The organism is Cellulophaga sp. BC115SP, from assembly GCF_009905545.1.
Lineage (GTDB): Bacteria > Bacteroidota > Bacteroidia > Cytophagales > Spirosomataceae > Flectobacillus > Flectobacillus rivi.
This window is the reverse complement of the sequence record NZ_JAAALB010000046.1, coordinates 1-23240: the sequence shown is the minus strand read 5'-3', so window position 1 is coordinate 23240 and position 23240 is coordinate 1. Positions and strand designations below refer to the sequence as shown.

At 37.2% G+C, this 23240-nt stretch carries 17 protein-coding genes and 1 pseudogene; 7 read left to right on the top strand and 11 right to left on the bottom strand.

Annotated features, from left to right (window positions below):
* Positions 1-12 precede the first annotated feature (12 nt).
* The 7 genes from GVN22_RS22600 to GVN22_RS22570 all read right to left on the bottom strand — a co-directional run bounded on the left by GVN22_RS22600 (position 13) and on the right by GVN22_RS22570 (position 8529).
* A complete protein-coding gene (locus GVN22_RS22600; RefSeq protein WP_166553282.1) occupies positions 13-1008 on the bottom strand; it encodes a FecR family protein in 996 nt (331 codons plus the stop codon).
* Positions 1009-1060: 52 nt separating this feature from the next.
* Positions 1061-1615, bottom strand: a complete 555-nt coding sequence (locus tag GVN22_RS22595; RefSeq protein WP_166553281.1) for an RNA polymerase sigma-70 factor — start codon at positions 1613-1615, stop codon at positions 1061-1063.
* 492 nt (positions 1616-2107) lie between these two features.
* Positions 2108-3235, bottom strand: coding sequence for a Gfo/Idh/MocA family protein (locus GVN22_RS22590; RefSeq protein WP_166553280.1), 1128 nt, complete (start codon positions 3233-3235; stop codon positions 2108-2110).
* Between the two features lie 34 nt (positions 3236-3269).
* A complete protein-coding gene (locus tag GVN22_RS22585) occupies positions 3270-4628 on the bottom strand; it encodes a putative oxidoreductase C-terminal domain-containing protein (RefSeq protein WP_166553279.1) in 1359 nt (452 codons plus the stop codon).
* 78 nt (positions 4629-4706) lie between these two features.
* On the bottom strand, positions 4707-6104 hold the full coding sequence (locus GVN22_RS22580; protein WP_166553278.1) for a Gfo/Idh/MocA family protein: 1398 nt from the start codon (positions 6102-6104) through the stop codon (positions 4707-4709).
* Positions 6105-6305: 201 nt separating this feature from the next.
* Positions 6306-7349 carry a hypothetical protein gene (locus GVN22_RS22575; protein WP_166553277.1) on the bottom strand — a complete coding sequence of 348 codons (1044 nt, stop codon included), beginning with the start codon at positions 7347-7349 and terminating at the stop codon, positions 6306-6308.
* 88 nt (positions 7350-7437) lie between these two features.
* Entirely contained in the window at positions 7438-8529 is a 1092-nt protein-coding gene (locus tag GVN22_RS22570) for a helix-turn-helix domain-containing protein (RefSeq protein WP_166553276.1), read from the bottom strand.
* A 181-nt stretch (positions 8530-8710) separates the two neighbouring features.
* Here GVN22_RS22570 and GVN22_RS22565 point away from each other — a divergent pair, with 181 nt between their 5' ends.
* From GVN22_RS22565 to GVN22_RS22555, 3 genes are all read left to right on the top strand, one after another.
* Positions 8711-9301 carry a TetR/AcrR family transcriptional regulator gene (locus GVN22_RS22565; protein WP_166553275.1) on the top strand — a complete coding sequence of 197 codons (591 nt, stop codon included), beginning with the start codon at positions 8711-8713 and terminating at the stop codon, positions 9299-9301.
* A 29-nt stretch (positions 9302-9330) separates the two neighbouring features.
* On the top strand, positions 9331-10554 hold the full coding sequence (locus GVN22_RS22560) for an MFS transporter (RefSeq protein ID WP_166553274.1): 1224 nt from the start codon (positions 9331-9333) through the stop codon (positions 10552-10554).
* A gap of 161 nt (positions 10555-10715) precedes the next feature.
* Positions 10716-12845, top strand: coding sequence for a hypothetical protein (locus tag GVN22_RS22555; protein ID WP_166553273.1), 2130 nt, complete (start codon positions 10716-10718; stop codon positions 12843-12845).
* A 421-nt stretch (positions 12846-13266) separates the two neighbouring features.
* Here GVN22_RS22555 and GVN22_RS22550 read toward each other — a convergent pair whose 3' ends face one another.
* Together GVN22_RS22550 and GVN22_RS22545 are read right to left on the bottom strand one after the other, a co-directional pair.
* The gene (locus GVN22_RS22550) at positions 13267-14082 is read right to left on the bottom strand and encodes a Cof-type HAD-IIB family hydrolase (protein WP_166553272.1); all 816 of its coding nucleotides are present in this window, start codon (positions 14080-14082) and stop codon (positions 13267-13269) included.
* Between the two features lie 177 nt (positions 14083-14259).
* A complete protein-coding gene (locus tag GVN22_RS22545; RefSeq protein ID WP_166553271.1) occupies positions 14260-14709 on the bottom strand; it encodes a hypothetical protein in 450 nt (149 codons plus the stop codon).
* 133 nt (positions 14710-14842) lie between these two features.
* Between GVN22_RS22545 and GVN22_RS22540 the strand changes: the two genes are divergently transcribed.
* The gene (locus tag GVN22_RS22540; RefSeq protein WP_166553270.1) at positions 14843-15799 is read left to right on the top strand and encodes a hypothetical protein; all 957 of its coding nucleotides are present in this window, start codon (positions 14843-14845) and stop codon (positions 15797-15799) included.
* A 228-nt stretch (positions 15800-16027) separates the two neighbouring features.
* Here GVN22_RS22540 and GVN22_RS22535 read toward each other — a convergent pair whose 3' ends face one another.
* Positions 16028-16972, bottom strand: a complete 945-nt coding sequence (locus GVN22_RS22535) for a D-2-hydroxyacid dehydrogenase (RefSeq protein WP_166553269.1) — start codon at positions 16970-16972, stop codon at positions 16028-16030.
* 974 nt (positions 16973-17946) lie between these two features.
* Here GVN22_RS22535 and dnaK point away from each other — a divergent pair.
* Complete coding sequence (dnaK, locus tag GVN22_RS22530) at positions 17947-19851, top strand: molecular chaperone DnaK (protein ID WP_166553268.1); 1905 nt, start codon at positions 17947-17949, stop codon at positions 19849-19851.
* A 200-nt stretch (positions 19852-20051) separates the two neighbouring features.
* The gene (locus GVN22_RS22525; protein ID WP_166553267.1) at positions 20052-21626 is read left to right on the top strand and encodes a DUF262 domain-containing protein; all 1575 of its coding nucleotides are present in this window, start codon (positions 20052-20054) and stop codon (positions 21624-21626) included.
* A 718-nt stretch (positions 21627-22344) separates the two neighbouring features.
* On the opposite strand, the gene GVN22_RS22520 is transcribed toward GVN22_RS22525, so the two are convergent.
* Positions 22345-22737, bottom strand: a complete 393-nt coding sequence (locus tag GVN22_RS22520) for a hypothetical protein (RefSeq protein WP_166553266.1) — start codon at positions 22735-22737, stop codon at positions 22345-22347.
* Between the two features lie 275 nt (positions 22738-23012).
* Between GVN22_RS22520 and GVN22_RS22515 the strand changes: the two are divergent.
* A pseudogene (locus tag GVN22_RS22515) lies at positions 23013-23240 on the top strand (IS4 family transposase); the annotation flags it as partial.

Sequence of the window (23240 nt, the reverse complement as noted above, 5' to 3'; positions counted from 1 at the left end):
GTCGGTTTTTCTTTATTTACAACCCGTACCGTAGAGAAATATGACAGTTCCTCTTTGTTCGTAATTAGCATTTACGGCTTTACAAACAAGGTCGAGTTGGGTATGAAGTGGCAGTTCGTTGAGGTCGCCTGTAAAAACACAATTCTCAAATGCGTCGCTCTCTACCTCAAAATCTATCATGTAGGCTTGCTTTAGGTGTTGCAGCACCTGAGCTAAGGGCGTTTCTTCAAAAATAAATTGTGTCAATTGCACAGGTGGAACAATCACCACAGGCTCTTCAACTAAGCTTGGAATGATTTTTCGAGAATCTTTCACAAAAACTACTTTTTGATTAGGTGTTAAAATGACCCCATTGCGTTTTTGTTTTTCTACATTTTTTCGTTCATAAACCGATACTTTCCCCGTACGAACCAATACCTCAATAGATTTGGAATTTTCGTAGGACTTAATGGTAAAACTTGTTCCAAGCACTTCAGTAACCAAATCGCCTGTGTGTACTACAAAAGGTTTCGCTGGATTTCGTTTGATGTTGAAAAAAGCCTCTCCTTTCAGATAAACAGTCCTTGTTTTTTGTCCGAAATGTTCAGGATATGAAATCGTACTATTAGGATTGAGTTGCACCACACTACCGTCCTCAAGCGTAACCTTTTGTACGGTCGAAGAATGGTTTGTTAAGTCAATCACCCCCCAATTGCTAGTTGCAATCGACTGACGTATAAGCTGTTCTGGACTATCTTGCCAAGCATACCACTTCAGTGCCAATCCGACACAAATCAGGACGGTCGCTGCCATAGCCCAGATTTTCCACTTGAAAGGTTTAATCCCGATAGACTGCTGAATACGCTCCCAAAGTTGTTTTTCTAGGTTTTGTTGTTCGCTAGCGCTCAGGGGAGCAGAGGCTATCGAAAGCATATTTTCAGACCATTGCTCTACAAAAGCAATCTCCTCGGGGGTGCATTCCCCGTTCAGATATTTTTCGAGTAATTGGTCAAATTCAAATTGATTCATGATAGTAAATGGCTTATGAAATAACACTAGGTGTCTTCCAAACAGATTTAGATTATGTTTGCTGATATGCTTTTAGGTTTTCTCTCAACAATTTGAGGGATTTTGTAATATGATATTCTACAGCCTTTTCTGACAAATTCAATTGAACTGCAATCTCCTTCACAGATTGATTTTCGAAACGACTCATCCTAAACACCTCACAAGTTTTTTCTGGAAGCTTTTTCATTGCCTCCTCCACAGCGTCGGATAGTTCGGAGAAATGAACTACTTCCTCTGTTGCATGAGATTGTCTTATTTCGTTGAAAATAAGATACTCTTGAAACTTGCGGTTGGTAATTTGAGACTTGATATAATTAGTACTCAGGTGCTTGATGGACACAACCAGATAGGCGCTCAACATGCGGATGTTGAGCTGATGCCGACGATTCCAAAGGCTTTCGAATAAGTCGTGAACGAGTTCTTCGGCCTCTTCGCGAGTTCCAATTTCGTGATATGCTACACCAAAAAGCTTGTACCAATAACGGTGATACACCTCCTCAAAGGCATACTTGTTATCCTCGATAATGAGGTTAACCAATTGTTCATCCGTTAACTTATTATATTTCATAGATTCGATTCAGGGTATATTACTGTATAGTCAAACAAGTCAGCAAAATCCCTAATTGATTTTAAATATTCTTTGAAAGTTTATATTTCATTTTTCACAAGTTAAATAGAAGAAGGTGATTTTATCCTTAAAAAAGGTGTATTTTCTTGAAGCAAAAGAATGATTTGGAGGGAATTGCCACAAAGATAAGGCAAGGAAGCGATATTTAAACTATTTTATTAATTCTTTGAAAAATACATTTTACTTTTTAAGCTTTAATATTGTAACACACGCTGATAATTTGGAAAACTTCCCAATAACTAATTCTTGAGTTTAATAGTTATTGCGTCAGTTTCAAAACTGTTAAAAAATGAGTCCAAGACTTAGTCTTGAACTAGGTATTTATTATTTATCCAAGTCTCAAAGTAAATAGCAATAAAAAAGGCACAAAATGATTGAGTTTTTATCCAAAACCCTTAACCACTTTGTGCCTTTGAACCTTTATTATTTCAACTAAATACTCAACTGTTTAGCATATTTCTGTGCTTTTATAGCAAGCTCAGAAGTCAAGAAACAGTGTTCTTGTGACATGGCAGTTTCAGTACGATTCACCACATCGTCTACCAAAAGACGACCATAAGGTAATTCCACATCGTTGCAATCGATATGTACAGTTTCTTTGTTATTGACCAAGAACAAATGGTTTCCACCTTCTTTTCCAGCAATATCAATATTTTTACGAATTTCAATATATCCTTCGGTTCCTAGGATAGTCAAGCGACCATCACCCCAAGTTTTGAGTCCATCTGGCGAAAACCAGTCTACACGAACATAGCCTGTTCCTTTATCGCCTTTTACCATAACATCACCAAAATCTTCGAAGTTAGGATACTGAGGATGGTTTACATTGCCAACTTGTGAGGTTACAATTTCGGCTTTTGTCGAACCTGTAAAGAATAAAAATTGGTCAAATTGGTGTGAAGCAATATCACAAAGAATTCCACCAAATTGTTCTTTATTGAAGAACCACGCAGGGCGAGTTGACAAGCTAATACGGTGTGGACCCATACCAATAGTTTGAATCACACGACCAATAGCACCTGCTTTTACTAATTCGCCAGCTTTTACAGTTGCCTTATTTTCCAAACGTTCGCTAAACAAAATCGAATAAATCCTTTTGGTTTCTTTCTGTACTTTGCGAACTTCCGCTAATTGCTCAAGGGTCGTAATACCTGGCTTATCAGACATAAAATCTTTCCCAGATTTCATGACACGAATCCCCAAAGGTGCGCGCTCATTGGCAATTGCAGAGCTTAGTACCAAATGAATAGACTTATCATTTAAAATCTCAGCTTCGGAACTTGCCTGTTTAGCGTTAGGATAGCGTTTGGCAAAAGCGGCTAACAAATCTGCCTCTTTGGCATAGAAAGCCACCAACTGTCCTCCTCCACGGATAACTGCCTCCACTTGACCATATATATGCCCATGATTCATCCCAATCACCGCAAACTTGATTCTTGGTTCTGCGAAAGTTGGTTCAGCACTTGAGGGATTTGTTGCAGTGGCAACCTGATTTGCGAGCACAATCCCAGCGGCTGTACCGAATGTATTTCTTATAAATTCTCTTCTATTATTCTGCATGATTATGATATTTATTAGGGGATTTTTACTAAAATTATTTAGATTTTTGGGCAAGTTTCAACGCCTCTGTAGTTGTATAATATTTAGCTAACATATTAGGTACTTCCCAAACAGGCAATTTACCGTCCTTTAAGTATTGCATATAGCGTTGTGCTACCAAACCGAAATGGGCTTCATGACCATCTTTGTATTTATCTGGAATGACAAGCTCCCATCCTTTCTCATTTTTTTGGATACTGATTCCTGGGAATTTTTGAGCAACTTTTTCGACCGCTTTTGTCAATTTTTGTTCAAAATCAGGGACATTTTTCGCAGGCTCGATATACAAAACAGGTTGATATTTTTGCTCAGCCCCCTGACGAATCACCAAATTTGATTTGGTGCCTCTCATAATCGAGTAATGCGTATCGCCACCGCCCTCAGGTGCTTTGTAAGCCCATGTTACAGAAGCTTTGGCATGTACTCCTCTGATGGTGTAATTGATTTCGCCGTTTGAATAAACCTTTAATACATCTCCTTTTACATCTTTTTTCAAATAATCAGGAAACTGTTCGAGTTGAGTAATGTCCTTAAACTGGGCTAAAGTCATATCGGTCGCCCAACGTTTGGCACTATTCACTTTAATTTCCTTTTTATAATCAATAATTTGTTCAGGAAAACATTCCCATTGAATCAAATCCACCAAGTGAGTATTGACATCCACGATACCTTCACCCTGCTGCGCCACATCCATAAACCAAGCTGGACGAGTGAGCACACTTCCAGAAACATATTTCCAAAAATGGTGAACACTTTCTTTAGTTACCGCAGGATTATCAGGCGTTCCTTTCTGTAGCGTTCCAAAAACCGAAGCATCCATCGAAAACTCTCTTTGAAGCATCGTGGTAATCTCTGAGCGCTCAGTCATGATGTCATATAGCAACACACCCTGTTTCTTGGCAGACTCAAATGCGGCTTTCAACATATCAAAGTTTTGAGGGTCGATTACCATTGGTTTATCCGCCAAAACATTAAATCCTGCATCAATGGCTTTTTTGATATACTCCGTTTTCTTTTTGTTATTTCCTGCCATTACCACCACATTACCCGCTTTTTCTTGAACCATTTTTTCAAAAAAATCTGGTGAAGTATAAAGAATTTCCTTCCAAGCAGTAGGGTTTTGGGCACGGGTATTATAGCCGTTGATACGAGCCAAATGCATATCAAGGTCTTTCCCTTGCGGTGCATAAACTTTCACCTCAGAACTAACATTGGGAAACATATTTTTTTGCACCAAAGCTGCGTGAAAATGACCCGGGTCGAGGGTAATGAGTTTGATCTGCTCTGTTTTTTGCGCAAATGTTTTAGAAAATCCAGCCATTAAAAAAGCGGCAAGCAAATATCTTTTTTTCATCTTTGAGAATTTTATATAAATGTTTTTCAGTGATTACGCCGTTGCTGGAGTTATCTCCAGCAACCCTGCGTCCCTACATTATCTCACTGCGTAAGCGGCTCTTTGAGGTCTTGACAATAAAGTATTAGCCTCGGGGTCGTTAAGGAATTTCTCCTTTTTAGGATCCCAATACAAACGACGTTTGAGTTTCATGGCTGCATGGTGCAACAAACAAGCGCTACATGAGCGGTGACCGATTTCAGCTGGAGCGATTGGGTCTTTTCTTGAAATCACACTTTCCAACCAGTTGCCATGATGGTCTTTACTTTCTGTCAAATGGATCTCATTTGGACCAATCACCGATTCCAAAATTTTTGGATTACTCGCATCGATTGCTTTAGCAGCTTGTTGTTTGGCAATAGGATCTGAAGCAGTTACAGAGGCATCGCCACGAGAGACGAAAATCCAACCTTCCGTTCCCTCGAATCGAATACCGTTGGCGATTTCGTTGGTAACTACCATTTTCACCCCATTCGCATACATGGCTTCAGTTCTAAAAATACCGTGAACATCCCACAAACCGCTTTTCGGAAAATCAGCCCGTCCCCATACTTCTACAGGTCCAGAATGCTCCATATTCATAGCCCAGTGTGCGCAGTCAATATGGTGTGAACCCCATCCTGTAATCATCCCAGCCCCAAACTGCTCACAACGCAACCAACCCGGACGGTCAAAACCTACCTGTGGATGCACACGTTTTTCGGTATAATAAACGTCTGGCGTTGTGCCCAACCACATATCATAATTTAGATTTACTGGAATTGGCATTTGAGGTTCCACCTCTCCACCTGGGTCACCAGGAAGTCCAACGTACACGGTTTTTAGTTCGCCAATTCTGCCATTTCTTACCAATTCGGCAGCGTATCTAAACTGCCAACTCGAACGTTGTTGGCTACCTACTTGTACAATTCTCTTGGTTTGTTTTACGGCATCTGCCATGGCTCTACCCTCTGCAATAGTCAAGGAAGCAGGCTTTTGCATATAAACATCTTTACCTGCACGCACTGAACTAATAACGATTGGCGCATGCCAATGGTCAGGCGTACTCACCAAAACAGCGTCAATATCTTTGTTATTGAGCAATTCACGATAATCAGTGTAAACATTTACACCATCGTAAGGTTTTCCATTTTTCTTTGAATAGGTATCAACCACCAAATCTTTGGCGAGTTTAGCACGGTTGCTATCTACATCACAAACGGCAATAATTTGTGCATTATCAAACTTCCAAACCCCAGGCATATCATGTCCACGTGAGATACGACCAGTACCGATTGCACCAATGGTAATGCGATTGCTAGGTGCATTTTTGCCAAAAACAGAAGCGGGAACAATTGTCGGAAAGCCTGAAATGACAGCAGTAGTTGCTAAGGTTGATTTAATGGATAGGTCGAGAAAGCCTCTGCGACTCATTCCATTGTCTTTTTTTTCATTCATGATTAAAATAGGATTATTATGTTTGGGAGATTTTAATCATGAAAGCCAGCAAGCCGTAATTTTTTACTCGAAATATTAATATGAAAGGGAAAAATTGTAAGAAGCGGAGGGCAAAATTATTCATGAAGCCCCCAAAACATTGTTGAAAATGGATTTTCAACAACGTTTTGGGGGCTTTTAAATGCTAACTGGAGTATGCACCTAAGGTTTAAAAGGTTTTAAGTGTATTTCTAATGAATCTTTTCCCATTTTTCCTACCAGTAGAATTTGATTACTTGCTAAGCTAATTTTACCTCTAAATATTGGTAAGTCCTTGCTAGGATAATGCCATTTGGCTTCTATCTGATTATTTTTCAATTGATAAGTTCCTATATATCTTCTTTCTGTTGTATTAAAATCAAATACAATATCATTTCCTATGTCAAAATATACTCTTGTTAAAGTGCTATCATAAGGTGATTTTGCTGTTGTATTCACATCATTCATTTTGATTTTTTGCACTTGATATTTCCCAGTCAACTGTGGATTTTTATCGATGGGTAATCTCAATAAAACGAAGACCAAAGGTAAAAATAGGATTCCCACACGAATCCCTGTCTTGATAGTCTGTCTTAGTTCTAGCAAATCAGATGTTTTCAATTTTTGATTAAAAAAGAAATTTTGTAGCTGTTCAAAATCTTGAAAACCCAAATAAAGCAATGCTATAATTAATATGAGGGCATGAAGAATTACACCCATGTCTAGATGATAGAAAATGTCAATATTTAAAATAGTCACAAGAATGGGTAACAGCATAAAAACACCGAGAAGTCTGGTTTTGGAAAAAAGTAGTAAAAACGAGCCCAGCATTTGGAGAAGACCAATCGTAACGGTGAAGGGATATGAATGTCCAAAAAATGCCCACATCAATGAAACATCATCGATTTCTGTAAAGGGCAAGTCTAGCATACCCAAAGGAACAATAAATTGTAGATGATAAATTTTTTGCCAACCAAAAGTAATCAAGTCAAAGGCAACGGCACCACACAGCATAGCGAGTTGGAGCTTATAAAGCTTACCGAAGTCCAACTCTTTTTTAGCCTTTCTAATGAAATAAAATACATAAAAAAGTAGAAAAATAATGCTTATAGAAATGATAATGGAAGATGGGACAAATTTAAAACAAGCTAGTCCGATTCGACTTAATACTTTTGCTACTACCAATCCTGAAATAATAGATAGCATGATTTTTTGGATAAAATGCATATTCTTTAAAAGTTTAGTTTGTCAAAACTATCGACAACACCTCAACTCAGAGTTCAGAATTATCCATTTGAACCAAAAAATCAAACTTTTATGGCATATCAACTTTCTTGAATGCTAAAGGAGATAACCCAACAATCTTTTTGAAGCTAGTAAAAAACGATGATTTCGAACTAAATCCCGATTCATAGCCAATACCTTCAATACTTAAATGGGTATGTTTAGGAGATTTCAAAAGCCTTTTAGCTTCATTGATTCTATAATTATTGATATAATCATTGAAATTGATGGATAACCCTGTATTGAGTAAAAAAGATAGGTCATGGGTAGAAATATTAAGGTATTCGGCTAGTTGGAATAAGTTAATATCACTTTGGAGATACGGTTTATCTTGCTCCATTATTAACTCCAACTTCGTTTTCAAAAATGCCATTTCAGCTTCACTTAAACGGGCTATCGGGCTTTTTTTGGACGATGTAACTTCAATAATTTCTTGAATTTCGGTTTTAACCGTTTCTGGAAATGGATAGATTTCTTTCTGAGGAATAATATAGTAAGCGATAAATCCTGAGCATAAACAGTAAATGATTGGTAGATAAGGAAATATGAGCAAATGGCTAAATCCTACACTTAATATAGCTATCACAATAATGACTAAAATTATATACAACAAATTCATTAGCCAATTGAGATTTACTTGGTTCGTTTCAGTAGAAAACAACTGAACATTTTTTCTATGTTTTTTTAATAACAAGAAGGAATAAACCCAATAAATTAAAATCTGAAGCTTTAGAGAAAGTGATAGAAAAAGACCAAAGTATCTACTTATTGGCTTAGGCAAACTAAGAGGATATTCATGTTGAATCAAAAAGACAATGGCAAAAAAACTAAAGATGACAAATGGAATAAAATGAAGGGAACTATAAATTGAAAACACGAATTTCGGTTTGGTGAAATAAACAATGCTAAAGTATAAAAAAGGGGCAATTAAGAAACGACTACATTCACTTACAACGACAAAATCAGGATTTTGTTGGTACAAATCTCTTTCTGCCAAGCCTAAACCCACACATAGCAGAAATCCGCTAAACCAATATTTTGCTTTTGTATTGTGTGCAGGAGGATTTATAAGAACTATAAACGCCAATATAGTAAAGCATCCAGCAACCAAAGAATGAATCATAGAAATGTATTTAAATAGGAATTTACGATAAAATGAAAATGAGCAGGAAAAATACAAAAATCTATTAGAACGGAATGGTTTTAATCAAAATAAGGGAGCAATTTGAAGCTGATGTTAGGATGTATATGAAAATTTGTCATTTAAATTTATAAATAAACAAATGTTCATTTATATTTGTACTATGAGATTAAGAGATGAACAAAAAGAACAATTGGTCAGAACAAAAGCCCTTGAGCTATTGGTTGAAGAAGGCTTTAATGGTTTTAGTATGCACAAACTTGCCAAGGCTGCCAATGTCTCTCCCGCTACATTGTATATCTATTTCCAAAATAAGGAAGATCTAATTGTACAATTAGGTATTGAAGTCGGTCTAAAGATTCATGTGGTTACTTTTGAAGGATTTGATTACGAAGCAAGTTTTGAGGATGGTCTATGGATGCAATGGAAAAATCGTGCGAAATATGTACTTGAAAATCCAATAGCTGCCGCGTTTATCGAGCAATTCAGAAACTCACCTTACAAGAAAAAACTTGGGGATGAGTACTTTCAAGAATTTAGAAACAATATGACCAAATTCTTGAAAAGAGCTATTGAAAAAGGTGAATTAATCCCTTTACCCAAAGAAGTTTTCTGGACATTGGCATTTGCTCCTCTCTATCAATTAATTCATTTTGCCCAAGATGGTCATAATATGGCAGGCGAACCATTCGTGCTTACGGAGGAAATCATGCGAATGACTTTTAATCAAGTCATCAAATCTCTTAAACCCTAATATTTCTCTTTATAAAATTATCTATCTCCATGGAACAAACACAAATCTTTACACCCTATCAAAAATTTATGATAGCGGTTTTATCTTTTATTCAATTCACTGTCGTTCTGGACTTTATGGTATTATCTCCTTTAGGTGCTATCCTCATGCCAGAACTTCATATTACTCCTCAACAATTTGGTTTGGTGGTTTCGGCCTATGCCTTTAGCGCTGGTGCTTCAGGGTTGTTAGCAGCGGGTTTTGCCGATAAGTTTGACCGTAAAAAGTTTCTTTTATTTTTCTACGTTGGCTTTTTAATTGGTACTGCCTTTTGTGCGATGGCTCCAACGTATGAGTTATTGATGACTGCTCGTATTTTTACAGGTATTTTTGGCGGTGTAATTGGCTCCGTATCGGTTGCCGTTATCTCTGATATTTTCAAACCTGAAGTTCGTGGGCGTGTTATGGGATTTGTGCAAATGTCATTTGCGGCGAGTCAGGTATTAGGTTTGCCTATTGGATTGCAACTTGCTAATATGTTTGATTGGCATGCTCCTTTTTGGATGATTGTGATGGTAGGCGTTCTAGTTGGTATTATTATTTTGCTAAAAATGCAGCCTCTAACACAACATTTAGCTTATCAAAAAGATGGCAACCCTTTTGTACACCTATTCCATACGGTATCAAAACCTAATTATTTAAGAGCCTTTTCAAGTACCGTTTTACTAGCGACAGGCGGCTTTATGTTAATGCCATTTGGTAGTGCATTTAGCACAAAAAACCTAGGACTTACGCTCGAACAACTCCCTGTATTATATGCAGTTACTGGCGTTGCAGCACTATTTTTCGGCCCAATGATTGGTAAGTTAAGCGACCGTTTTGGCAAATACAATATGTTTGTCATTGGCTCATTAATCAGCTCATTATTAGTGGGTATTTTCTGTAATCTTGGAACAACTCCCCTACAAATCATTATGGTTATCAATGTGATTATGTTCGCAGGGATTTCTTCTCGTATGATTTCGGCTTCTGCCTTAATGACTTCGGTGCCAAACCTTGAAGATAGGGGCGCTTTTATGAGTGTTAACTCATCTATTCAGCAAATTTCGGGTGGCTTGGCTTCCTTGTTGGCAGGTGCAATTGTTGTAAAAGCTCCAGATGGGCATTTAGAACGCTATGATTGGTTGGGATATACCGTAATCGCAAGTATGATTATTTCTGTTATTTTGATGAAATGGGTTGATAATTTTGTCAAAAATAAGGAAGCGAAATAGGTTATGAGGGGTCAGGGGTTAGGGTTTAGGCTATCAGCTATTGGCATTCGGCGATATTTTCTATTAAGATTATCTTTTAACTCCCCCTCACCCCTAACCCCTCTTTCAGTATAAATCTAGTAAAACGCTCTTTTGAGAAAAACTAGATCTAATATTGAAGGATGATGAAAAAACAATTATTACTCCTAGGTTTACTAGGAATGACTTACCTCTCTTCTTATGCACAGAAAATCAATCGCAAAGCTGTTGTCGAACGACACACGGTTTCTGTTGCTTCATTTGACACATTAGCCTCACTATCAGTCGGAAATGGTCGATTTGCCTTTACTGTCGACGCTACAGGTCTTCAGAGTTTTCCCAATTATTATACCAACGGTGTACCGCTCGGGACGCAATCTGTTTGGGGTTGGCATTCTTTTCCAAATAAAGAAAATGTCAAATTTGAGGAAACATTAAAGGAATATAATCTCAATGGACGAAAGGTTACTTATAGCGTGCAAGGTGCAAAAAATGCTAAAAGTAAAGAAGCTATCGATTATTATAGAGAAAATCCACATCGCTTACAACTTGGAAATCTTGGATTTATTTTCAAGAAAAAAGACGGCAGTACTGCCCAAATCACGGATATTGTCGTTCAAAACCAGCAATTAAATCCATACACAGGACAAATCACCAGTCGTTTTTCTTTGGAAAGTCAGCCCGTAACGGTAGTGACTATTTGCGACCCTAATCAAGATGTTGTTTCAGTAAATATTCAATCAAATTTATTGAAAACAGGGCAAATTCAGGTTTTCTTGAAATTTCCATTTCCAAGTAATCAATTTTTGGATAGCGGCACTAACTACAAAAATCCAGACCAGCATCAGTCTGCCATTGTTTCTTCTCAAACTCAATCAGCGATTATCAAGCATCAGTTAGATGCAGACCAATATTTCGTTAGATTTGACTGGAGTAAAAAGGGTACTATCATCCAAAATAAGACTCATGAGTTTATTCTGACACCAAAAATTGAAGATGGTTCGTGGGAATTTTCGGCTAATTTTTCAGAAAAAAATCCTGTAACTACAAGCAACTTTTCAGCAATCAATCAACGTAATTTGTTAGCTTGGAAAAACTTCTGGAACAGTGGTGGCGCCATTGACTTTGAAGGAAGTACAGATGTCCGTGCAAAAGAATTGGAAAGAAGAATTGTACTTTCTCAGTATCTCACAAAAATACAATGTGCCAACGAACAGCCTCCTCAAGAAACAGGTTTGACGTATAACTCATGGTATGGAAAACCTCACCTCGAAATGCACTGGTGGCACGGAATACATTTTGCCTTATGGGGAAGAGTTGATTTACTAGAAAAAAGCTTGGATTGGTATGCAAAAGTATATCCTAATGCCGTTGGCATAGCCAAACGACAGGGCTACGAAGGTGCAAGATGGCAAAAAATGACTGATCCAGCAGGGGAAGAATCACCCTCTTCTGTAGGAGCATTTTTGATTTGGCAACAACCTCATTTTATCTATTTTGCAGAGCTGGTTCGTCGTCAAAAACCAACCAAGGCTACCTTGCAAAAATACAGTAAGTTGGTATTTGCCACCGCAGATTTCATGGCATCTTACCCGCATTGGGATGAAGAAAACAAGCGCTATATCCTTGGCAAAGGGCTTATTCCAGCGCAAGAACGATTTAATCCAGAAGAAACTTTCAATCCTACCTACGAATTAGTGTATTGGCATTGGGCATTGAAAGTTGCGCAAGATTGGCGCAAAGCCATGGGCTTGAAACCTAATGAAAAGTATGATAAAATCCTTCAAAATTTATCAAAACTGCCAGTAAAAGATGGTGTATATCTAGCTACAGAATCGGCTCAGGATTCTTATACTAATCCCAAGTTTTTGACAGACCACCCATCAGTTTTGGGAGCTTTGGGTATGCTTCCACCAACACCAATGGTCGATATGTCAACGATGCAACGAACTTTCGACAAGGTTTGGGATGTATGGCAATGGCATGATACATGGGGCTGGGATTTTCCGATGGTCGCTATGACTGCCGCACGACTAGGACGTCCAGAAAAAGCGGTTGATGGCTTGATGATGAATATCAGAACCAATACCTATTTGCCAAATGGTCACAACTTTCAAGACGAACGTTTGCGCTTGTATTTGCCAGGAAATGGCGGTTTGCTAGCCACGATAGCCATGATGTGTAGCAGAGACGATTTACCCACAGGTAAAACCTCATTTCCTACTAACGGACAATGGAAGGTGAAATGGGAAGGCTTCAAAAAAATGCCATAGGAAGCATGGGGCATTCCTAATTGAGTGAATTGAGATTGAGTGAATGAGTGATTATTATAAAAATTGTATTTTATCTTTTTGTCACGAGTGAATAAATTCATCCACTAATAGGAATCTTCAGTCAATAGCTGGACATCTAGTTAAATTGTAACACTGAATACCTGTTAAGCCTTAATACAAGCATCTTTTTTTCCTCAAAATAACCAAGTTTAAACAGCTTCGATATTATTTTTCAGAATTCCACCTCTTAAGACGCAATGATTGCGTCTTAAGAGGTGGAATACAAATTTTTACATAATCACTCGCTAAATCACTAAATTAGGGATGACTCATATTTGATAAAAACTTGGAGAATGATCCCAATCCTAAAAACTCGGACTGACTCATTTTTTTGATGAACATTTGTTAGAATAAATCTTATTTACACCAATGTTTCTTCCAAAATAAATCTTTCAATTACCTCGGCAACACCATCTTCATTATTCGAAGCAACAACGACATCTGCATGATGACGTAGGGCATCTTCCACATTGTCGACCCAAACACCCAAACCAGCGTATTGAATCATCGATAGGTCGTTGCTCGCATTCCCAACAGCAATAATTTCGTCGGATGAAATACCTAATTTTTGAGCTAATCTATCCAAACTCGCAGCTTTGTCGATACCCAATTGCATGATTTCTAAGAAGAAAGGTTTCGACGTAGTAATACTTTTGTGATTTACCTGCGCCTTGAGTTTTGCCATCACTTCAACCAAACGCTCTGGCTCATCAAGCATAATACATTTTACAGAATCACGGTCTACCGCCTTTTTAAAATCATCCACTTTGATAAGAGGCATTCCAGTAATATGGGTTTCAATATCGATATAAGGCGATTCTGAGGAGGCAATAATATTTCCATCTAAATACGTAATGATATGCACGCCGTTTTCTTGGCTAAAATCATACAAGGCATGGATATCTTCTTTGCTAATACTTTGTTCAAAAAGTACCTCTTCTGTGGTCATATCCAATATCACGGCTCCATTGTAAGCCAAGATATAAGAGTTATTTTGATGCAAGCCTAGTTCTTTGGCGTAGCTCAACATGGCAGGAGTGGGTCTACCAGAGGCTAAAACCACTTTTACGCCTGCTTCTTGTGCTTGAGCTATGGCAGATTTATTCTTTTCTGAGATACGGTGGTCATCGGTCAACAAAGTGTCGTCCATGTCCAATACCAACATTTTATATTTCATAAGGGATAAAAATAAGTATGAATTGTGATGGCTTGAACCAAATTATCGCTTCAAGCAGTGGTAAATTTGAAGTTAAGTTTACCCAATCACACAAAAATAAGTGCTTGAATTACTTCCTATTCTTATCCCTTTGAATATTCGAAAAAGTTCTTTTGAAAAGCTAAAAAAATCTTTGAATCATTTTAATTTCAATTCGTAAACGCCAAATTGATTTTGAGAAGCCAATATAGAATTGCCATTGAAATTCAAGGTTTTAATCACCGAATTAGAACAGCATTCTGATTTTACCACCGAGGTTTCATAGAGGAGGTTTCCTAACTTGGTATCATTAATATACAGCTCAAAATCTTTGACACCATTGCCAGCTTTGGTAAATAATATATCCCAGTAAATAACTGCTGTAGGCGTGGCTACCACAGTACCTTTATACTTGGTGTCATCGCCAGCGCTTCGAATATAAAAACTAGTAGAATCTGTAATGTTTTTTCCAGAAGCATTAAAAATAGAAAACCTAGGAATTGGGGGAGGAGAGACACAAGCATAACCTTCGCATTTGGAGAAGTGGTTGCAAGAACTAAATAAGGCAATACTCGCCAACAGGACTAGGGTGTAAGTAATGATTTTCATGATAAGAAGATATTTAGTAAATGAATAGATTTATGAGATACTCGTATAGACGTAGCAGTGCGAGTAGGGGTTGCATCACTATCATACTATTTTTGGTGTATTTTCGTTAAAACCGCATATAACCTTTGATAATATGTTCAAAAGATTCAGCTTTACAATTTCTCTTATGGCGCTAGGATTATATGCCCAAGCCCAAAACAACTCAATCTCTCAAATATTTTACCCTAATATTACGATCAAAACCGAAGCAATTCCGTCAGCTAATATGGGCGATGGAAAAGACTTTGGACTTACTCGAACCTCAACACTTGGTTTTGTGCCACTTTCTACGGATTTTAACGTAGGTATTGGTTTTGGAAAAAAGTTTGATATTCAGGCGAAGCATACCTTTTTAGTCGCAAATTTAAGTCAGATAAACCCCACTATTTCTGGAAAAGAAACTCCGTCAGGCGGTTATAAAACTCTTTCGGCTGGAGTTTTCCAATTGAAGGCAAGTTTGCGAGACAAATTTTGGTTATACGGAGGTGGATTAGGCATCACGGAATCTAATGAGACATTTTTTTCGCCCCAACCTTTTTTATGGGGAGGTGCAGCTCGTGTACGAGTTTTGGGGCTAAACACCCAAATTATGTACGGCACAGCGGTGGTGTTCAATCAAAAATTTAAAATTATTCCGATTTTTGGTTTCAACAAACGGATTAATGAAGATTGGCGTATTTCTGGGATTTTGCCTTTCCAAGTGACTGGTACTCGTAAAATAACAGAATGGTTTAATTTGGGAGGAAATATTGCTTTAGGAGGCTATAGCGGAGGTTTTCAGGAGTTGGGTACAGGAGAAAAGCTAGCTCGAAAGGAAAATTATCAGCAAGTAAAGTTTACAGTTTCAGCCAATGCACATGTACTGAAGGTATTCAATTTTTCATTAGAAGGTGGAATAGTTACTTTCAGACAGGACAAAATCTTTAATTCAGCGGTTGAAAATCTACAAACGTATCATCCTGGCACTGCGCCATATATTGGTGCGAGTGTGCGATATATTTCTAACAAAAACAGCATGGGAGCAAAATTGATGTCCAAATTAGGAATATGATGTTGATTTCAATACCTAGTTCGAGACTTTGTCTCGGACTAGCATTTTCTACAGTTTATAAACTGCTTAAAAAAATAAGTCCAAGACTAAGTCTTGAACTAGTAATTTAGATATTTCTACACAATTTGTAATTGATTGGGTGTTAGCTATGAGGTTTGGAGACGTAAAATATTACGTCTCTACAGGGTTTGGAATGCGGATAACTCCGCACTCCAAACTCATCACTCCCTAGTATCCTTTCGCCAAATCTGCGATATTTTCTAAGGGTTCATTATTTTCGAATCTTTTCAGATTTTTTAAAAATACCTTGACTTTATCGGCGTTTTCTTCTGCCCAGCCCCCTGATGAGTGTTGTGTCAAAAGCACGTTTGGCATACTCCATAAGACATGATTTAGAGGAAGTGGCTCTACCGCTGTAACATCTAACACTGCCCCTGCGATGGCGCCAGCTTGTAACTTTTCAATTAATACTGGTTCGTTCACTGCCGAGCCACGACCTACGTTGACAAACAACGCTTCCTTTTTCATTTGATTTAGAAAAGCTTCATCTATCAAACCGATTGTTTCGGTAGTTTCTGGCAAACAGGCGACTAAAATATCTAATTCAGGCAAATAAGCTCCAATGTCCGACCAAGACCAAACTTGTCCTTCGATGGCAGTTCTTGAAAAGATTTTAATATCACAGTCAAAACCATTTAAGATTTTTGCTACTGTTTGACCAATCGCTCCATTGCCTAAAATTCCGACCTTTTTTCTGAATAATAAATGTAAAGAAGGGCGAATACTACCACCCACCCACTGTTTTTGCGGTTGTAGCACAGACAATCGGTCGATACCACGATATACTGCCATGATACCAGCTACTGCAGTTTCGGCCACTGACTGACCAAAAAAACCTTTGAGATGAGTGATTGGGAAACGACTATGTGATAATTGCTGATAGGGGTCCAAGCCAGCAGAATGCAGCTGTAGCCATTGTAGTTTTGTGCTTTCCTCTGCCCAGTCTAAGGGTACATTACCCATGCATACGCTTGCCTCCAAGAATGTCTCTTTACGATTTTCGGGTAATAGCGTATCACCAAAACTGAGTTGATAACCTTTTTCTGGAGGTAAAGCGTTGATTAATAATTGCTTTTCAGCATCGTTGAGTAAAGTGTGGATATAAATTTTCATTTCGAGATAAGTTAATGGAAGTAAAATGTTAACAGTATATCAAGTATTAGTGCTGAATTGTGAGTTATGAATTGTGAATGTAAAATTTTAATTATCAATATCTTACATTTTCAATTGATTAAATATTTTTTTGCACGATTACTCAGTTATCTGTATAAAATTACAATCAGAAGAATATAAACAGTTTATAGATATATTTTCCAGCTATAATGAATATTCAAGCTAACACTAATAATAATTTGAGCATAAATACGATGAAATCTATTTTTCGCAAAAGTATATAGTAGGTGGAATTCTACTTAACGGTCTTTATATGTGTTACATGTTATTTGTGTATTTGTTATTTAAAAAGTGGCGTATTCGTTTTTTTTAGTCGGTGAATTTATTCACCGACTAAAAAAAATCATTATTCTTTCAAGCTTTTAGTTCTAAAACTACATTTCATTAAATACACTTTGAGTGTCTTTTTTGTTTTTGAGGATGTAGACGCAACCCTTGCGGTTGCTACATTTGGAATGGCAACCGCAAGGGTTGCGTCTACATCGTTAAACAGCTATCCCAAATTTGTATTGCACAAAGGATTATAAAAACCATTTATTTCAGATATCGGAAGTGCAATCTTCTTCTTTTTGTAAAAACAAAGGTATTTTTCTTTATCTCCGAAATCAGCAATCCCAAATCAGAATTTTTTTAAACCTACTCAAAACTCAAAACTCATCACTCCGAAGAATCTGCCATTCCTGTCATAGTGCCTAATCTTTTGTCAGACATTAAAAATGGGCTATTTTGGCATACTGACAGATTGTCAGCAAAATTAACTAAATTTTCGGTTGGCATTAAGATTGTTAAATACTTTACGTCGTCAGATGAAAAAAAGATATGAAAGGCACAGTCCGAACGGTGGAATAAACCAATCTTAACATTTGACCTAAAAAGAAAACAAGATATTTAACAATAATTAATTCACTCTAGCAATGGGAAAAATTATCGGTATTGACTTAGGCACAACCAACTCTTGTGTTGCAGTTATGGAAGGTAACGAGCCAGTCGTAATCGCCAACTCAGAAGGTCGTCGTACTACACCTTCAATCGTAGCATTTTTGGATAACGGAAACGGAGAACGTAAAGTAGGAGATCCAGCAAAACGTCAGGCAATTACAAATCCAACAAACACAATTTCATCTATCAAACGTTTTATGGGTAAGCGCTATTCTGAAGTAGGTAGCGAGCTTAAAACAATTGCTTACACAGTAGAACAAGGTTCAAACGATACGCCACGTGTACGTATCGGTGACCGTTTATATACGCCTCAAGAAATCTCAGCGCAGATTTTGACTAAAATGAAGCAAACTGCTGAAGATTATTTAGGTCAAACTGTTACTGAAGCGGTTATTACAGTTCCTGCATACTTCAACGATGCTGAGCGTCAGGCTACAAAAGAAGCTGGTGCAATCGCTGGTTTGGAAGTAAAACGTATCATCAACGAACCAACTGCTGCTGCTTTGGCTTACGGTTTGGACAAAGGTGGTAAAGATATGAAAATCGCAGTATTTGACCTTGGTGGTGGTACTTTCGATATTTCAATTTTGGAATTAGGTGACGGTGTATTCGAAGTAAAATCAACCGACGGTGATACTCACTTAGGTGGTGATGACTTCGACCAAGTAATCATCAACTGGTTGGCAGACGAATTTAAAAATGACGAAGGTGTTGATTTGCGTCAAGACCCAATGGCATTGCAACGTTTGAAAGAAGCAGCTGAAAAAGCTAAAATCGAGTTGTCGTCTGGAGCATCTACAGAAATCAACTTGCCATATATCTTCCCAGTAAATGGTATGCCTAAGCACTTAGTACGTTCATTGTCACGTGCTAAATTTGAGCAATTGGCTGATACTTTGATTCAAAGAATGTTGGAGCCTTGCCGTCGTGCTATGAAAAACTCTGGCTACAGCAACTCTGATATCGATGAAGTTATCTTGGTAGGTGGTTCGACTCGTATCCCACGTGTAGTTGAAGAAGTAGAGAAATTCTGGGGTAAGAAAGCATCTAAAGGCGTTAACCCTGACGAAGCAGTAGCAATCGGTGCAGCAGTACAAGGTGGTGTATTGACAGGTGAAGTAAAAGATGTATTGTTGCTAGACGTTATTCCTTTGTCATTAGGTATCGAGACTATGGGTGGCGTGTTCACTAAATTGATTGAAGCAAACACTACAATCCCAACTCGTAAGTCTGAGGTATTCTCAACGGCATCTGATAGCCAGCCATCTGTGGAATTGAATATCTTACAAGGTGAGCGTCCAATGGCAGCTAACAACCGTTCATTAGGTCGTTTCCACTTAGACGGTATTCCACCAGCACCACGTGGTGTTCCTCAAATCGAAGTAATTTTCGATATCGATGCCAACGGTATCTTGCATGTATCAGCGAAAGATAAAGGTACAGGTAAAGAAAACAATATCCGTATCGAAGCATCAAGCGGTTTGACAGATGCAGAAATCGAAAGAATGCGTCAAGAAGCGAAAGCAAACGAGGCAGCAGATAAAGCAGAAAAAGAAAAAATCGAGAAAGTTAACCAAGCAGACTCATTGATTTTCCAAACAGAAAAACAATTGAAAGAGTACGGTGAAAAACTTTCAGAAGGTAACAAAACTGCAATTGAAGGTGCTTTGGCAGAATTACGTACAGCACACGCTTCACGTGATATTGCTTCTATCGATGCTTCATTAGAAAAATTGAACAACGCTTGGATGGCAGCATCTCAAGAAATGTACGCTCAAGGTGGTGACGCAGCTCAACCAACTGGCGATGCAGGTCAATCAGCTAATGCAGGTGGTGGTTCTTCACAAGCAGAAGACGTTCCATTTGAAGAAGTGAAATAAGAAGTCGGTAACCGACCCTTAGCCTCTGGCTAAATATAAATTAAAGTGCTATAGAATCTCCCTTCGGGAATCTTTCAGTTTTTTGAAAGGAGATTTTGTAGCACTTTTTTTGTGAAAAATCTACATAATTGAGTAGATTGGGTTTATAAAAGATGAGTTTTTGGATAAGAATATGTTCGTTCAATAACAGTTAAAGTATAATGGCAGAATCATTAACAATAAGAAGGGTAATTGACAGAGTAATTTCTGGAGAAATTAGAATACCTGCGTTTCAAAGAGATTGGGTATGGACACCACAACAAGTTAGTTTTCTTTTAGATAGTATTTATAAGAATTTCCCAATTGGGACAGTTTTTTTATGGAAAACAAGTACAAGACTTGAATCGGAGAAAGAGTTGGGCAATTTTACAATTCCTGATCCAAGAAAAGAGCATCCTGTGTATTATGTCTTAGATGGACAACAAAGACTAACATCATTGTTTAGTGTCTTTCAAACCGAGCTATTACCTTCAAATAATTATGAATGGCTTGATATTTATTTTGATTTTGACGCAAGCGATGATATACAAGAAAGTAAGTTTGTAGCCCTATCAAATTTTGAAGTAGTTGAAAATCAGCATTTTCCAATGTCTGTGATTTTTGATGCAGGAAAGTTTTACGGAGAAGTAAGTAAGCTTGACCAAGCAAGAAGAGATATAATTTTGAGAGTTCAGCAAAGGTTTCAAGAGTATTCGTTACCTGCACAAGAATTTGAAACAGATAGTAAAGAAAGCATCGCAATTGTGTTTGAGAGAATAAACAGAGCAGGTACACCATTAAACACATATCAACTTTTGACTGCATGGAGTTGGAGTGCTAACTTTGATTTACAGGAGGAGTTTTCTGAATTAGCTGAAGAACTGAAACCGTATGGATTCGGTAATTTAGCTCAAGATAAAGATTTGCAATTGAAATGTTGTAGTGGAATAATTCGTGGTGAAACTTCACCTGCGGTAATAATGAGTTTAACAGGAGAGGAAGTTAGAGCTAATTTCGAAAGGATTAGAAGTGGGATAAAAGGTGCAATTGAATTTTTAAAAGACCAATTAAAAGTTGAATCACTGGATTGGCTGCCGTATCCATCAATGATTGTGTCTCTATCTACATTTTTTGCTACTGATAGAGTAAGTGGAAAGGCTTACAATGATATTCAAAGAAAGCAGCTAATTAAATGGTTTTGGAAGTCAAACTTTGCAAGACGTTATAATTCCGCTATTCAAGATAGGCATAAAACAGATATTTCACTAATGAAAGCTCTCGCAGGAGATGAAAATACCTTGATTGCTGAGTTTAGTTGCATAATAGATAGACAATATTTTTCTGAAAGTATTTTTAATGTTGGAACTGTAAATACTAAAACTTTTGTATTAATGTTGGCAAATAGCAATCCAAAGTCATTTATTTCCGGAGCTAATGTTAGATTAGGAGATGTATTAAAAACAGTAAATAGAAATGAATTTCATCATATATTTCCGAAAAAATATTTGGAGAGATTAGGGGTTGATCGAAAAAAAATAAACTGTTTAGCTAACTTTTGTTTTTTAAATAACGCGGATAATCAACGTATAAAAGACAAAGCTCCAAATTTGTATAAAGACCTTTTACCGGTGACATCCATTGACGATATATTGGAAAGTGCATTATGCCCTGCAACATCATTAGATTTGGATTTTGATAATTTCATACTTGGTAGAATAGATAAGCTTGTTGAAAAAGTGAATAAATTGATTGAATAGTTTTCCGCTGCAATCATTTGTTTCCAACTTAGCACTCACATTTTCTAAGGATTCCCGCTAGTGCTGGCTTCCAAGCCAGTACTCAATTTTCTAAGGATTCTATCCTAATTTCACAAAGTTGAATCATTTGCATATAAATCTCAAGGATGGATTTATATTGATAAAGCGCCAAGGTACGACAGATAAACAAAATAAGATTGCATTATTGACTAGTTCGAGACTTAGTCTCGGACTAACTTTTGCTTCAGTTTCAAACTGTATAAAAAAATGAGTTCAAGACGAAGTCTTGAACTAGTAATCTATCCTCGCTAGTGCTGGCTTCCTAGCCAGTACTCAAATTTTCTAAGGATTCTATCCTAATTTCAAAAAATTAAATCATTTGAAAATAGTTTACTAGGATAAATTTATATTGATGAAGCGACACAGAAGCGAAAGTTTGGTAGTATTATCGTTATGAATTATAATCATTTAAGCGCCATAGGTGCGACAGAAAACAAACCATATTCTGTCGCACCTACGGCGCTTTTTAATTCTCTCTTATTAAATCTTTGCTACCAAACTGTCGCACCTACGGTGCTGATAAATTTCCGAGTGTATTGTCCTGCCCACTAGTGCTGGCTTCCAAGCCAGCACTCAAATTTTCTAAGGATTTTATCCTCGATTCCAGCAATAGAATTGTAAGCTTCCCCCCAGCTAGTACTGGCTTTCATTACAGTATCTATCTAACCGAAACTGTATCTACATCTCTATTAAAGTCATCAGCAGGTATGTTTAATATTAATTTCTTTCTTTTAAGCAATATAAATGGTGACCCTTTGTCCTTCTGGATGGTATCTCCTACTATTACTGCATTATATAATTTTCTACCACTTATTTCGGGATCGAATCTTTTTTTATACCAATGTGATTTTTTGTCTAAATCTAAACATTGATATGTATAAGTCCCTTTGTCTCCTTCATCTTCATTTGGCTTTGAAATAAGTAGGTACAAATAGGAGTCATTAATAAATGTATCGTTTGCAGACTTTATAGCTATTGGCTCTATTACAAATTTAAAGATCAATATTCCTACAAACCCTAAGGTTGGGAAAATTAAATTTTTATTTTTCATTTAACATAAGACTCTGTTTACTTACCATTACCGAAGTAAAAAACATATTTTTATGTGAAGGGTCTATCTAACTAAGACTGTATCAACTTTATTAATATAATTAAAGGTAATGGGTACTCGACCCAGCTAAAATTGTTAAAAATAAAAGGAAGTGAGATTTTTGTAGCGACCAAACTTTAAAAACACATCACTTCCTATGAACCAACGGCTCAGCAAAGAAATTACAAGTGTTGTATCATTTGTTGTTTTTAATAGGAACCGTAAACGCTGAATTTATGGGACAACTTTATCGAAAACGCTGGACGATAGAAACTGTTTCTCAGTCGTTTAAAGGACGAGGATTTAACTTGGAAAGTACACATTTACAATCAATTACTAAGCTCAAAAAATTAATTGCGTGCGTAAGCATAGCATACGGGTTATGTAGAAGTTTAGGAATTCATTATCACCCAAAAGTTCAAAATATAAAAATCAAAAAGCATGGCTATAAAGCTATAAGTTTT

Coding starts and splice junctions, on each gene's coding strand:
- GVN22_RS22520 (WP_166553266.1), bottom strand. CDS start 22,737: ATGAAAAATAAAAATTTAATTTTCCCAACCTTAGGGTTTGTAGGAATA.
- dnaK (WP_166553268.1), top strand. CDS start 17,947: ATGGGAAAAATTATCGGTATTGACTTAGGCACAACCAACTCTTGTGTT.
- GVN22_RS22540 (WP_166553270.1), top strand. CDS start 14,843: ATGTTCAAAAGATTCAGCTTTACAATTTCTCTTATGGCGCTAGGATTA.
- GVN22_RS22545 (WP_166553271.1), bottom strand. CDS start 14,709: ATGAAAATCATTACTTACACCCTAGTCCTGTTGGCGAGTATTGCCTTA.
- GVN22_RS22570 (WP_166553276.1), bottom strand. CDS start 8,529: ATGATTCATTCTTTGGTTGCTGGATGCTTTACTATATTGGCGTTTATA.
- GVN22_RS22555 (WP_166553273.1), top strand. CDS start 10,716: ATGATGAAAAAACAATTATTACTCCTAGGTTTACTAGGAATGACTTAC.
- GVN22_RS22595 (WP_166553281.1), bottom strand. CDS start 1,615: ATGAAATATAATAAGTTAACGGATGAACAATTGGTTAACCTCATTATC.
- GVN22_RS22585 (WP_166553279.1), bottom strand. CDS start 4,628: ATGAAAAAAAGATATTTGCTTGCCGCTTTTTTAATGGCTGGATTTTCT.
- GVN22_RS22550 (WP_166553272.1), bottom strand. CDS start 14,082: ATGAAATATAAAATGTTGGTATTGGACATGGACGACACTTTGTTGACC.
- GVN22_RS22565 (WP_166553275.1), top strand. CDS start 8,711: ATGAGATTAAGAGATGAACAAAAAGAACAATTGGTCAGAACAAAAGCC.
- GVN22_RS22590 (WP_166553280.1), bottom strand. CDS start 3,235: ATGCAGAATAATAGAAGAGAATTTATAAGAAATACATTCGGTACAGCC.
- GVN22_RS22600 (WP_166553282.1), bottom strand. CDS start 1,008: ATGAATCAATTTGAATTTGACCAATTACTCGAAAAATATCTGAACGGG.
- GVN22_RS22525 (WP_166553267.1), top strand. CDS start 20,052: ATGGCAGAATCATTAACAATAAGAAGGGTAATTGACAGAGTAATTTCT.
- GVN22_RS22580 (WP_166553278.1), bottom strand. CDS start 6,104: ATGAATGAAAAAAAAGACAATGGAATGAGTCGCAGAGGCTTTCTCGAC.
- GVN22_RS22560 (WP_166553274.1), top strand. CDS start 9,331: ATGGAACAAACACAAATCTTTACACCCTATCAAAAATTTATGATAGCG.
- GVN22_RS22575 (WP_166553277.1), bottom strand. CDS start 7,349: ATGCATTTTATCCAAAAAATCATGCTATCTATTATTTCAGGATTGGTA.
- GVN22_RS22535 (WP_166553269.1), bottom strand. CDS start 16,972: ATGAAAATTTATATCCACACTTTACTCAACGATGCTGAAAAGCAATTA.